The following is a 13589-nucleotide window of genomic DNA, read 5'->3' on the forward strand; positions in this document are numbered from 1 at the left end:
TTTTGCCTGACGTGAGGTGACTTTCCCGGGCATCGGGTTAAGCAGGGGGAGTTTTAACCTATATCGATCACTCGTCGAGCCAGTAGTTAGGTATCTTATCGTTGACTTGCCTATACTTTATTTCTATGGCTTTGAAGTGTTTCGTTGCGCAATCGATCTTCCTTTTCTCGTTGGGAAATTGCAAAAGATTTGCATTCATGCTGCCTTTGGTTTCACGGACCAGTTGAACCTGGGTTTTACCATCATTGCCATATCTGATGATACCCCAATCGGGATTGTAATTGCCGATTAGTTTGGGAATGCGAATTTTGAATGTCGCGGGGAATTTAAAATAGCAAACTATATTCCCGTCATTGTCGTCTACCTGAACTCGTTGTTGGATAAAATTCCGTTCGACATCGGAATCTGTTTGTATCTGGTCATACAGGCTATTGCTTGATCCAGGTATCAATTCTCTTTGCGGGAAATCTTTTTCAGAGGGGAAGAGAGCATTCAGATCGAATTGCTCGATACGGTTCGTTAACGTGTATTCGATCTTTTCTGAAATATGGTTAGCCAGTTGTTCTCTGATCTCCTTGATGAAGACGGACGAAAAACCTTCTGGATTCTCAAAGATCTTTTCTTGTTTAGAGGGTCTGATCGCTTTAAATATCGAAATTAGAGTTGGTCGAGTCAGCCCGGTAGATTTCGAAGCCCTTTCGATGAGGTTAAAAACAGGATAAGCCTCTTGTGCCTGCTGAAGAGATCTTTGGTGTTGCAGTACGTCAGGATTTCCGCTGAAGAGATAAGGTTGCCCTTTATAGAGGATTGCTCCATTGCCGAAATAAACCATAGGGTCATTGGGATGTTCGACAATTTGTACGATCTTATACCCTAACAGATTTTTGTCTTTACTCTTTCTACCGAGATCGTATCCAAACGCGTACCATTGTTCGATGAGATCATTCCTGCCTTTGATATCAGTGATATTTAATTTGAGCTTTGCATATCCTAATTTGGTTTCAAGTAGTGTGAGAGAGTAGTCACAGATGACGAATTCTCCCCTGCTTATAACGATTTGCGGAGATGGGAAAACTACATTGGCACTGTTGAGTCTTGCAGCACATTGATCGATTAATTGTGGAGTGTCGATATTAATGGTGTATTCGGTTTGCCGTGCAAGGTTATTCCAAAATGACCTGAACTCTGCACTTTTGTAAATCTGGTCGTTCCGCTTTGCTTTGTCACGTTTCGCACTCGTCGGAGAGGGTGGTGGGACATCGCCCGATTCAAGGTATTCACTTTGCAAAGAGGTAACATACGATTCGTAGGATTCGTTTGCGATGACAGTGAGAACATTTACGCTGTCGTCCTTAATTTGTTCACCGTTGGTATTTCTGGCCAAACGAAGTCCGCGTCCGATCTCCTGACGCTTTCGATGTTCGGACTTTGTGGTGTTGAGCGTGCAAATACAGAATACATTTGGATTATCCCATCCCTCCCGAAGGGCAGAATGCGCAAAAATGAATGCCGTCTTCTCTGAGAAGCTCAGGAGCTTTTCTTTATCTTGCATAATAAGATGAAATGCTTCTTGCTCAGCTTCTTGTAGCTTCTTTTTTTCTGCCGAAGAAGCCCCGGTTAAGTCGAGAATATCCAGAAATCCGGAATCACCTTTCTTCTGAGCAAAGTATCCCTTGTGAACATATGCCGCATCCAGGTCTTTAAAGTGCTCGTTGGTAGCTTTTAGCTTATTGAAGGTGGCCTCAAAAGTCTTTTTAATAAATGGGTCATCGCCTTTGTAATTAGCTACCTTATCTATAAAGAAAAGTGATAATACTTTGATGCCCTTCGCTTTCAGGGCTTTTTGCATTTCGAAGTGGTATTTAATAGTCTCTTCTATCTGTACCCTAAAAATCTCCTTCTTTGAAAGCGTAATCGTATCCGACGAGTTGCCATGTAAAACGAACTGATTTGTAAAAATGACCTGGTTGTTGATCGCATTGATTTCCTCGACGATAAGCTCACTGAATTCCGGATTATGGGTCTTTGGGAAAAGGGCATCCCCTTTTTTTATCTTGATTGCGGCACTTGATTTGATCCCATTAACAATCACATGCGCTTGAAGATTTGCCGTTGGTAACCCCTTTTCATTCTCAATACTTTCAATCAGGAGTGATGATTCATCGTCATTTAGATTATGTTGTTGGGTCACACCAAGTACTCTTATTTTCTTGACCAGGCCATGCCGGAAAGCGTCCACCGGGGAAAGCCTGTAAATAAGGTTGTATTTATCGATGGGAGTTGCGCTATAGTTTAGCGCAAAAAGAGGGTTTAGTGTACGCAGCGCTTCCCTGGATAGGTCACTTCGGTAATTTTGGCTTTCGTCTAAGATGAGGATGGGCCTCGTGGCTTGGATATATTGGAAAGGAAGCCATTCTCCTTGTAGTTTTTCAGATGGTTTGAAGATAATATTACTGTTCTTATTGAAGCTGTCGATGGTGAGAAGCATAATTTCGGTGAAGGAAGAAGTCGCGAAACTCCTCACTCTACTGATCTGTCGTCCATCGTATTCGGTGAGGTGAACATTCGGATTCCCATATAGGGTCTTAAAATGCTCTTTGGTTTGTTTGAATGCTTTTAATGTTCCTTCATATATGGCTATACTTGGAACGACTATGATGAATTTCCGGAATCCGTATTGTTGATTGAGTTCGTGAATGGTACGAAAATAGGTATATGTTTTCCCGGTGCCGGTTTCCATTTCTACTGTGAAGATCGGGTATCGTACAGATCGATCGTCGACTCCGGCTAACATGAAGCCATTATCGTAATCAAGAGATGGATTCATCGGAAGGCCGGCCTGAAATCCAATAGATTCCTTTTGTTTATTATTTGTGGTTACTACCTCATGGTAATTGCTATAAAGCCATTCCTCATCAAAATCATAAAAATCCTGAATGTTGGGGATGACGTCATTTTCGAGTTGAAACCCTGCAATATCTTGTGAAAAACCCTTGAAGAGACCCAAAACACTATCTATTGCCTCAATCTGATGTTGCTGATCAGCATCAAACTTAAATTTTAAAGACTCTCTCATCGTGTGTTTAAATTGTTTTGAGAATGCCCCTATCCTCCAGGCGAATTTTGTTTTGATCTGTAACTGCAGCATCAAGACAGATGAAAATATCGGACGAGTCTAATGGCAGCAGGTGGATGGCAGACTCTTCCACCCTTTTGTCGAGGCAAATAAAAAGTGAATGTTCACATGAATCCGAGCTGATTTTATATACTTTATTCACTTTAATCGACTCCTCCTCCACTATTGTGCTATCCAAAGGAAAGCCTTCGATCAGGATGATCTCGGTCAGTAAACTCTGAGGGTCCCAATCATCGATCAACAAGCTTTGCTGCTCGTTAAAGAGAGTCAATAGATTACTAATGTCGGTTCCTGAATAATTCTTCCAAACTTTATAGTTGGAAGGACCTAGTTTGAAATATTTGAAACCCAACAAATTATCAGAACCTTCAAATTCGGCCTTTTGATATTTCTCCGACGCCAGCTCCAGCCTTTTGCTGGTAACGTCTGCAATGGTATTGTATCCTAATTTATGGGCTCGTTTGGTCTCAGCGATCTTATAATCAAGTTGGACGAGAATGAATCTGATGTTTCTTCCTTCGGAGTTTAATTCATATATCGCCTCCCCCGTGGTGCCCGACCCGGCAAAGAAGTCCATGACTATTTCCCCATCGCAATCGATAAGATTCAATACCTTTTTTATCAGGTAGACGGGCTTTGGAAAATCAAATACATCGGAATGGCCAAAAAGCTCTTTGATCTCTTCCCCTGCATTTTGATAGTTCATTTCAGGCTCATTCCAGATCGACTTTGGCTTGGTTGATTTTTCGTCATTATCTTTTTTCGTCAGATAATCCATCTGATAGACATCCCAGATATAATTTTCCCCCCGCTTTATTTGTTTCCCAAAGAGGTCATCAGCGTCTTTCTTAATTTTTTCCTTACTCCATCTCCAAGTACCCTCTTCGCCTGTCGTAGGCTTTATTGGCAGCGCTTCCTCGGTGTAGCCGTCTTTTTGTTCAAGGGAAACGCGACCTGTCACCGGATCGACGTATATCGGAAAATACAAGTTTTGTCGTTGCGATCTTCTCCAGGCACCTCCCCTTAGCCTTAACCCAAGCTCCCGATATTTCCTTCCGTCCTTTGCCGTGTATTTATATTCGGTTAACATCCTGTCGTCCAAGCGCTGGGCGAGGGCTGCGTTCTTCGTAATGTTTCTGGTATATACCAAAACATACTCGTGCACGATGCCGATATCCCCGGAGGACTGCGATGCTCGTGGATTGCTCTGGACTATGAAGTTGCCAACAAAATTCTCTTCACCGAATATCTCATTCATGATCAATCGAAGATTGTTGAGTTCGTTGTCATCAATACTTATGCAGATGACTCCTTCCTCTTTCAAGAGTTGATGGGCTAGTTTTAGCCTGGGATACATCATGGATAGCCATTTCGAGTGAAATCGCCCATCTGCTTTTGAATTAGTTGTCAGTCTCTTGCCGGTTGCATCAATCGATCCGATGCGTGTCAAAAAATCTTCTGCAGACTCGGAGAAATCATCCTCATAGATGAGGTCATTGCCTGTATTATATGGAGGATCTATATAAATGGCCTTTATCGAATTCGCATATGATTTTTTGATTATTTTCAGAACCGTCAAATTTTCCCCTTCAATAAAAATATTTGCCGTGCCCGATGCCAAACAGCTTTTGTCCTGGACGGGGATTAAAGTGCCATGTACGGGTGTAGCTGCGCCCTTTTTTGCATTTTGCTTTCCGGGCCAGGAGATGCCATAATGCTCGTTTTGCAAAATATCATCATCTATAAAGTCTCCCAGTGCTTCATAGAGCGTGACAATATCCAGAATATTGTCTTTGAAAACTTCTGGTGCGATGAGCCTGAGTTGCCTTATTTGTTCGTCGTTGAACTTGTAATTTGGTGTTATTCTTTGAGTGGACATATTTATTTGGGTATTTCTGGTTGGGTATTGAGCTTATCTACATCCATGTTTGCAATCAACATTTGTTCTTGTTCTGCATTGTTGCCAAAATCTTCAAAATATTTTTTAAAGCTGGTTTGGGTCCTGGTTCCTACTTTCAAACTATATTCCCTGAATGCTTCACAAGAAAATCTGGCATCACAGTTGCGGCAGACGCGGGTTGCAAACAAGACATTGGTGCCCTCTATCTTCGTGCTTAGGACTTCCGCGGGCGGTGGCTCAAAGCAATTTGTTTCGATCTTGTCGACAACGAGGGCAAAGTCATTTATTGTCGCTTGTACATTGTTCTGATCAAATGGAATCTCGATGAGGGGATCCCATTTGGATAACTCGGTAGCGATGACATTTTCGTCTCCGGAGGCTATGGCTGTTCTCAAGATAGAGGGAAGGGCAGTAGAAATAATGGCGGTGTGATCGAGCTTATTTCCGCGAAGATTTTGGTATATATATGAATAGACATTCAATTGGCTTTCATAAAGCTGTGTATTGGCTCTGATGTAATCCGGGTCGTGGGTCTTTATATCATACATCCAAACATCATCTCCTTCCTCGACAATGTCTACGACGCCTTCTATGGTAAATTTTCTCCCTTCGGGTGTAAATTGCTCGGGTAGGGTGAGTTTTACCTCTGTTTCCGATACGCTTTCGGCGATGGGCCGTAATTTCCGGTAATAGTACAGCACCTGGTTCAAAGCTGCCTGAAGGGAATCGGCTGTCAATGCGTGACCGCCTTCCAATTTGAGCATTTCATAGTTTTGCTCGAAAATGCTCTTTATTCGGTTCTCGATCTCTTCAGGGGTCATTTTGAGTTGGGTCGGGTTCGTTCGTTTATTAAAAGATGATGCAGGTCTTCAATGGTTCGGTGTACGAGACTGCCAAAAAGCATTGTTTGAGAGCGAATAGGCACAAAATCATATTTGCGCATGATCATATATTGGCGTGGGCATCTTATATAGCTTAAGTAATCTGCTGTATAGGAATAGGATTTTCCCAAGTCTTCGTTTTGAAGCGCTACAACCGGCAAGGTAGTAATGTCAAATTGCTGAACGGTAGGGAAATTATTCGCCGAAAGCAGGAATTTGAATTCTTCTGTAGCAAACAGTTGGTCCTGGCGCGGTTGAGTGGTTTCACTCCGTGTTGTTGTGATCCTGGGCAGCACCAGGAGATTTTTTGCCCTGCTTAGCGCTACATAGAACATCCTGATGGTGTCGAATTTGACAATTTTATGCAATGGCTCACCGTCCTTGTTAAGCAGTTCTCTCACAATGAGTTCTTTAGGGTCCGGGGGCCTTTCTCTTTTGTCTATGCTTCCCAGGACGACGACTGGAAACTCGAGGCCCTTTGACTGGTGAACCGTCAGAAACGGGATGCGGCCTTTTGGGAAGGGATCCTCGGCATCCTCGTATTCAGACTCGCCCAGCCGGTAGAGTGCATAGGTATATGAGGAAAATAATGTATGAGCGAACTTATCCTCGCTTAGATAGCCGGCGGTGATGACCACCGAATATTCTTCCATGAATCGGGAAAGATAGCGGGTGATGAGTCCTAAGTTGCAGACTGGCCCTTCATCGAGACCTCGTTGAGCCAAGGCGTACATTTCACGGAAATGCTTAAATCCATTGAGTTGATAGAACAGGTCGAGGATCGTCCAATCGACGGACGTAGTGCGGTTGATGATATACTCGATAGAGAAAGGGTTGCCCTCTGATTCTCTTTTTCGGATAAAATCCGTGAAGAACTTATTAGAGAGATTTTGTTTGGCTTTTGGAGAGAGGCCGGAGGCGCCGGTGAACAATCTTATAAATGAATATTTAAACGGATGTTTTAAATCCAGTTTGTGTTTCGATGCCACTTTCAGCAGTATCTCGAAATCCTTTTTGATCAAAGCGAGGTCTGCCTTTCTATCTTCTATATATTGTTCGAGTAATGGGTCTTGCGCACACAAAAAACTGGCTTGAGTGATGCAGTCAAGCATCCACTGTCTGAATTCCTTCAGGCTTTGGTTTTGTGTATCTCCATAATGAGGCCTCCCAAATATTAAGAGGAGTAAGCCCCAGATCGCCATGGCTTCTTCCACTTCTAAAAAGCGGCCGGCACGGGGAGCATAAACTTTCAGCTCATCGGCTGTCCCAGTGAGGCCAAAGTCTTCATTAACCCCCTGAAAAGCCTGCCGGTATCCCTCGACCCGGACATTGTTCTTCAATGATGGAAACAGAAATGCGCATTGTGAATAATCGCCGATCTTTCCATTTAACTTCAGACGGTAGACAAACTCTGCTATTTCCCTGTAGACGGTGTCTGCTCTTGCATGGGAGGTGGTTATTACGGAAGGGCTTTCATCCGTTGAGAAGGCTGTTATCTGTTTGTTTTGGATGCGATAGTGCCCTTGAAGAGGTTTTTGCTTCTGCCAGTCGATGATATTTATGAAATTGGTATAAGTTTCAACGATGTTCTTTCGTGACCGGTAGTTCGTATTGAGATCGATACGCCTTGGCTTTGCGCCAATGGCATTTAAACAGCGATCTTCGAATTCCACCAAGTTTTCAACGGTCGCGCCCCTGAATCGATACAGGGACTGATCGTCGTCGCCTACTACGCAGATGTTCTTGCTGCCTTTGGCGAGGCCGAAAAATATCTTTTCCTGGATGGCATTCGTGTCCTGGTACTCATCGATGATGATGTGCTTGAATACGGACGCTGCTTCCGGCAATGTGCTGATCTGGTCATATGCCATTTTTTGAAGGAGCGAAAAGTCGACTTGTTTGATCAAGGGATGACTAGTCAGATCGGTCAAGTATGCGCTGTACATCTTGAGCATTTTAGAAAGCGTCTTGTCGCTGGTTTGACAGCTTAGAGGGTCTACATTCTCTTCGGAAAACCTGTTGAACAGGCTTATTATACTTGAAACAGCATTGTGTCTTGATTCGCTTTTAATTGCGAGGAAGTAGTCGTTTATCACTGCATTTGCGCTGGCTTCATCCGGGAACCCTCCGGAAAGCCAAATATTTGCCCAAAAAGATTTATGATACAGTTTGAAATACTGGGAGAGGCCATCCATAAGGACGGGTGGATGCTTTCGGGCGCCTCCGTCTGAGAACCTTCTATCTGTAAGAATGGACCGGCAAATCGAGTGAGTGGTGCCCAACGCCATCTTTGAGATGTCGAAGGATCTGCCTGTCTCATGGGTGACGAGCCCTAAAAGCATACGTAAACCGTCTTTTAGCTGTAGCGCTGCTTTTTCCGTAAAGGTGGATAAAAAAATTTCTTCCGGTTTGATTCCGTGAAAGACTAAAAGGTTCAGCGTTCGCCAAAGCAATACCCTTGTTTTACCGGATCCGGGACCGGCGGTTAGGAATAGAGGGCCGTTGGTATCTAAGATAGCCGCACGTTGGTTGTCGTTTGGCTGAAAATTATTAAGTCGCCAGAGGTGTTCAATTGATGTTGTTCTGTACATTTCGCGATGAAGTTGTCAAACTTAGCTAAACGACGCAATATTTTGAAATTTAATACGAGGAAGCCATTTTATAGACAAATTCGATATGATTATAAAAATTATCAATTTGGTCATGTGTCTGAACCCCGGTAGCTTGCAGAAAAAAATATATGGAAACACCGACATCCGCAAGCAAGTGCCCATTCCATGGTAGTGCACCGAAGCATGAAGCAGGGGGCGGCACAAGGAACCGCGACTGGTGGCCTAATCAACTTCGATTGAATATTCTCCGTCAACACTCTTCGCTCTCCAACCCGATGGATGGCAAATTTAATTATGCCGAGGCATTCAAGAGTCTCGATCTGAAGGCTGTGAAGAAAGACATTTTCGCGCTGATGACAACATCCCAGCCCTGGTGGCCGGCTGACTACGGTCATTATGGTCCCCTCTTCATCCGGATGGCCTGGCATAGCGCGGGAACCTATCGCATCCACGACGGCCGTGGCGGCGCAGGCGGCGGATCGCAACGCTTTGCACCGCTGAACAGCTGGCCCGACAATCAGAATCTCGATAAGGCCCGCTTTCTGTTGTGGCCGGTAAAGAAGAAGTATGGGGCGACTATCTCCTGGGCCGACCTGATAGTGCTAGCGGGCAACTGCGCGCTCGAATCGATGGGTCTCAAGACGTTTGGTTACGCCGGCGGACGGGAGGATGTCTGGGAACCCGAAGAGGACGTCTATTGGGGTTCGGAGACGGAGTGGCTTGGGGACAAGCGCTATAGCGGCGACCGGGTACTGGAGAATCCACTTGGAGCCGTGCAGATGGGTCTTATCTATGTCAATCCAGAGGGCCCCAACGGGAAGCCCGACCCCCTGGCGGCGGCCCGAGACATCCGCGAGACCTTTGGCCGCATGGCGATGAACGATTACGAAACGGTTGCGCTGATAGCCGGTGGCCATACTTTTGGTAAGACCCATGGCGCGGCCGATGCCAAAAAATATGTCGGTCGCGAACCCGCGGGGGCAAGCATCGAAGAGCAGGGCCTTGGCTGGAAGAACACCTATGGTAAAGGCAATGGGGCCGACACGATCACCAGCGGTCTCGAAGGGGTATGGACCTCGACGCCAACAAAATGGAGCAACGGTTTCTTCGAGAATCTCTTCGGCTACGAATGGGAGCTTACGAAGAGCCCTGCCGGGGCGTATCAATGGCAGCCGAAGGATGGTGCGGGTGCAGGAACCGTTCCGGATGCGTTCGACGCTTCGAAGCGGCACGCACCGACGATGCTGACTACCGACCTTGCGCTGCGAGTCGATGCGGCTTATGAGAAGGTCTCCCGCCATTTCTATGAGCATCCGGATGAGTTGGCCGATGCTTTTGCGCGGGCATGGTATAAGTTGGTTCATCGGGATATGGGACCGCGATCGCGTTATCTGGGTCCGGAAGTGCCTGCCGAAGAACTGCTCTGGCAAGACCCGATTCCGGCGGTGACACATATATTGATCAACGAGAAGGACATCGCTGCATTGAAGAATATCATATTGGCAAGCGGACTTTCTGTGTCGCAACTGGTGTCCACGGCCTGGGCTTCGGCTTCGACTTTCCGCGGATCGGACAAGCGGGGTGGCGCCAACGGTGCACGGATCCGGCTGGCTCCCCAGAAGGATTGGGAGGTAAACAATCCGGCGCAACTGGCCAAAGTGCTGGCCGCGCTGGAAGGTATACAGACGGCCTTCAATAAAGGACAGTCTGGTGGGAAGAAAGTGTCGCTTGCCGACCTGATCGTGCTGGCCGGATGCGCAGGTGTGGAGCAAGCGGCGAAGAATGCCGGTTATAGCGTGACCGTGCCGTTTGCACCCGGTAGGGCCGATGCATCGCAGGAGCAAACGGATGTAGAGTCCTTCGCCGTGTTAGAGCCGGTTGCTGACGGTTTCCGCAACTACCGGCAAAGCGGTGGATCGACGACGGCAGAGGAGATGCTGGTTGATAAGGCGCAACTCCTGACGCTGACTGCGCCGGAGATGACGGTGCTCGTCGGTGGAATGCGCGTACTGAATACCAATTTCGATGGGTCTGCCAATGGCGTTTTTACCAAGACTCCCGAAGCGCTGACCAATGACTTTTTCGTGAACCTGCTCGATATGGGCACAACCTGGAGCGCTGTTTCCGATGCGCAGCAGGTGTTCGAAGGCAGCGATCGGGCGACGGGCGCGCGCAAATGGAGCGCCACACGGGCCGATCTTATCTTCGGCAGCAATTCCGAGCTTCGGGCCCTTGCCGAGGTGTATGCGTGTGAGGATGCGAAGGAGAAGTTCGTAAAGGATTTTGTGAGTGTGTGGGATAAGGTGATGAATCTCGATCGATTTGATTTGGCGTAATGGTGGCCTGCTGCGTTAGGGATCGCAATGGAAAGCCCGGAGCCGGCCGGTGGGGTCGGAGTGCGGTTGCAGCGGTGGCCGGCGAGGACTTGTAATGGAGAGCCCGACCCGCCGCCGCTTTGATTTGCGGCGGCGGGAAACGCCCAAAAACAATGAGGACCTTTCGGTCCTCACTGGTCCCACAGGGCAGGAGAGTCACACATGAGACTAACACATACTTCACAAGACGGTGGGCGGGCGCGCGCGGCTAACGCGGACGCTATCTATAATATTTGTCGATGAGGTAACGGTAGGCTGAACCGTTGAATACGGAATAATGGAATTTATAGACGTGGTTGATAGGGTCGGCCGTGAGAATGGTAGGGCCTTCCGTCACCGTGATGCCGTTGGCCGTGAGCTGGCTGGAGACGTCGCTTGGGTTGAGGATCACCTGGAAATTGCTCAGCACGCCGGCGTTGTTGGTGAAAGATAATACATACCGGGCGCCCTGGAAGTAGCCGCTGGTCACTTCGATCTGCGTGGGATTATCGGGGGAGAAAACATTGGAGCCGCCGGTGAAGGAAGAGCTGGTCGGCGTCCCCGTTCCGGTGCTGTTGTTCCACCGTGTCCAGTCCCAGGAATAGGTGCCGGCAATGGGGTTGCCGATGACATGATAGTAGATCGTCCCGAAATTACCGCTGACGGTAGCCCCGCCGCCGGCCGTGATCGAGATGGGGAACATGTAACTCTTGGTCGGGTCTATCTTCACCGGAAATACGATGAAGGGAACCGCGGCCGAGTAGCTCTGTCCCGCCTTCACCGTGACACTGGTAGTCGTGAACTTATACGTGCTGTCCGGGAATTTGGCGTATTGGCTGGTGGGGTCGAGGCCGGAGTTGACGGCCGCGAGGGCGCTGGCATCATAGCCGATGGTGACGGTGACATCCTTGCTGGCGACATTGGTGGCTGCGTAATTGAGGTGGAACCAGGCCGTGTCGGAGGCGTCGGAGCCGGGAAAGGTGAGGGCAGCGTTTCCAAAATTCGCCATCCCGCCTTCCGGGATCTGGACGATAGGTTTGAGGCCGCCGAAATCGGTCTCCCCGTCCCTGTTTTTGACGCAGGAATCGAGGGAGAGCAGAGCCGCCAGGCCGGTGAACAGGAGAATTAGTGCTTTATATGTAGTTTTCATGATTCTTTTTTTTGGTTATTACTTGCTATTGCCGGCGACGGTCTACGGCATCCAGAAAATTTTTGAGGTATGTCCGTTGATCGTGCCCTCCGCGCCAACGTTGGTTGCGTTGGTGGTGTATTCGAGGGTGGGATAGAGTACCCTCACGGGGATGTTGGGTCCATCCCGATAGGGAGAAAGAGATATGGGGATGTCGGCAGGCAAGCCAAGTCGCCGGTAGTCGCTCCAGGCTTCGAAGGGGGTGATGGAATTCATGGCCACCCATTTTTGCCGGATGATGCAGGCGAGCTTTTCATCAAAGGTGGTGCAGGCGCTGTAATTGGTTTGCTTATTGCCGCTTTGGGTCTCCAGGGTATCTGCGGCCCCGGCGCTGGCGCCGAGATAAGCGAATGAAGCGGTGACGCCATTGTTAAAGTTAGTAGCGTCGGCACCGGCGGCGCCCAGCCAGCCTCTCAGGTTGGCTTCGGCCTGTAGGAAATAGCTCTCTGCCAGGCTGATCATGACGGCTGACTGGCCATTCGATTTGAGGATGCCCGGACCCATGGAGGATGACCCCGAACCCGGGATATTGTTCAGCGAACCCAGGACGTCGCCGACGTAAGTTCCACCCGAGGAAGGGGAATAGATATACTTGTAGCGGATGTCGTTATTGTTCATCATGAAAGCAATGGAGTATTGTGCTGCCCGCCAGTAGTCGGCCTGTCCGCCGCTGGTGGGAAGACCGGTGAGGGTGACGAAATATCCGTAAGTCGGATTCTGCTGACCCGAAGAAGCGGCATAACCGGGATTGACCAGTGCATCCGTGGTGAGGAAGCCGCCGCCATTGGCCGTGATCTTCGCGATCTGCGCCTGGATGTAGGAGGCTCGCCCGCTCATTTGCGTCTGGCGCATGAGGATGCGGAGCTTGAGGGTGTTGGCGAAGGCGATCCAGTTGGATGTGCTGCCGCCGAACATGATATCGCTGTTGGCTGTTGCCGTGGCGCTGGGATTCTGCATATAGGTGACGGCGGAGTCCAGTTGGGTGGCAATGGCTTCGTACACCGACTGCGCTGCATCGAATTTGGGTGTGATGACAGATGTTCCTTGCAAGGCCTGGGTGTAGGGGACATCGTTATACAGATCGACCAGCTGTTGAAAGACGAAGGCCTTCATGATCTTGGCCGCACCTATAAAAAAGGGTTTGTTCTGCAGCTTGGCAGCAGCTTCTATATAATTGTAATCTTCCAGGTTGCGGTAGTAGGTAGTCCAACTGCCGGAGTAGGTGTCATTGGTCTGGTGGTAGGACGCTACGTCGCTGGCGCTGATAGCATAGCTGCCGCTTGGCGCCCAGTAGCACATCCAGCCGCAGAGATAGGTGAACCCTGTGAGCTCGGTGCCCACCGTCACTTTGAGGGCGTTGGGCAGCACCAGTTCGGGCGTGGTGCTGGTAGCGGAATTGGGGTTGTTATTGATGTCGAAGAAATCTTTGGAGCAGCCGGCACTGAGCAGGAGTAGCGCGGCGGCCATATATAATTGAATTCGCTGTTTCATTGTTGAATAATTTAGGTTTACGGAAC

General features: G+C 48.3%; 7 protein-coding genes. 1 reads left to right on the forward strand and 6 read right to left on the reverse strand.

Annotated features, from left to right (window positions below; translation table 11 throughout):
* Positions 1-67: 67 nt before the first annotated feature.
* Genes IEY39_RS28440 through IEY39_RS28455 form a run of 4 tightly spaced genes read right to left on the reverse strand, consistent with a single transcriptional unit; the run spans position 68 to position 8508 of the window.
* On the reverse strand, positions 68-3076 hold the full coding sequence (locus IEY39_RS28440; RefSeq protein ID WP_188938025.1) for a restriction endonuclease: 3009 nt from the start codon (positions 3074-3076) through the stop codon (positions 68-70).
* A gap of 7 nt (positions 3077-3083) precedes the next feature.
* Positions 3084-5015, reverse strand: a complete 1932-nt coding sequence (locus IEY39_RS28445) for a site-specific DNA-methyltransferase (protein ID WP_188938027.1) — start codon at positions 5013-5015, stop codon at positions 3084-3086.
* 2 nt (positions 5016-5017) lie between these two features.
* A complete protein-coding gene (locus IEY39_RS28450) occupies positions 5018-5857 on the reverse strand; it encodes a PD-(D/E)XK nuclease family protein (RefSeq protein WP_188938028.1) in 840 nt (279 codons plus the stop codon).
* Positions 5854-8508 (reverse strand): ATP-dependent helicase, encoded by a 2655-nt coding sequence (locus IEY39_RS28455; RefSeq protein WP_188938030.1) that lies wholly within the window; start codon positions 8506-8508, stop codon positions 5854-5856. The genes IEY39_RS28450 and IEY39_RS28455 overlap by 4 nt, the downstream gene beginning before the upstream one ends.
* 149 nt (positions 8509-8657) lie before the next feature.
* On the opposite strand from IEY39_RS28455, the gene katG reads away from it, so the two are divergent.
* Positions 8658-10865: a catalase/peroxidase HPI gene (katG, locus tag IEY39_RS28460; protein WP_188938031.1), complete on the forward strand. Its 2208-nt coding sequence runs from the start codon at positions 8658-8660 to the stop codon at positions 10863-10865.
* A 259-nt stretch (positions 10866-11124) separates the two neighbouring features.
* On the opposite strand, the gene IEY39_RS28465 is transcribed toward katG, so the two are convergent.
* Both IEY39_RS28465 and IEY39_RS28470 read right to left on the reverse strand, forming a co-directional pair.
* The gene (locus tag IEY39_RS28465; protein ID WP_188938033.1) at positions 11125-12033 is read right to left on the reverse strand and encodes a DUF1735 domain-containing protein; all 909 of its coding nucleotides are present in this window, start codon (positions 12031-12033) and stop codon (positions 11125-11127) included.
* Positions 12034-12075: 42 nt separating this feature from the next.
* Complete coding sequence (locus IEY39_RS28470; RefSeq protein ID WP_188938035.1) at positions 12076-13563, reverse strand: SusD/RagB family nutrient-binding outer membrane lipoprotein; 1488 nt, start codon at positions 13561-13563, stop codon at positions 12076-12078.
* Between the last annotated feature and the right edge of the window lie 26 nt (positions 13564-13589).

It is taken from the genome of Puia dinghuensis (assembly GCF_014642875.1).
Classification (GTDB): domain Bacteria; phylum Bacteroidota; class Bacteroidia; order Chitinophagales; family Chitinophagaceae; genus Puia; species Puia dinghuensis.

Bases quoted from the DNA above. Each gene is read 5' to 3' on its own strand.
- IEY39_RS28440 (WP_188938025.1), bottom strand. From the start codon at position 3,076: ATGAGAGAGTCTTTAAAATTTAAGTTTGATGCTGATCAGCAACATCAG.
- IEY39_RS28445 (WP_188938027.1), bottom strand. From the start codon at position 5,015: ATGTCCACTCAAAGAATAACACCAAATTACAAGTTCAACGACGAACAA.
- IEY39_RS28450 (WP_188938028.1), bottom strand. From the start codon at position 5,857: ATGACCCCTGAAGAGATCGAGAACCGAATAAAGAGCATTTTCGAGCAA.
- IEY39_RS28455 (WP_188938030.1), bottom strand. From the start codon at position 8,508: ATGTACAGAACAACATCAATTGAACACCTCTGGCGACTTAATAATTTT.
- katG (WP_188938031.1), top strand. From the start codon at position 8,658: ATGGAAACACCGACATCCGCAAGCAAGTGCCCATTCCATGGTAGTGCA.
- IEY39_RS28465 (WP_188938033.1), bottom strand. From the start codon at position 12,033: ATGAAAACTACATATAAAGCACTAATTCTCCTGTTCACCGGCCTGGCG.
- IEY39_RS28470 (WP_188938035.1), bottom strand. From the start codon at position 13,563: ATGAAACAGCGAATTCAATTATATATGGCCGCCGCGCTACTCCTGCTC.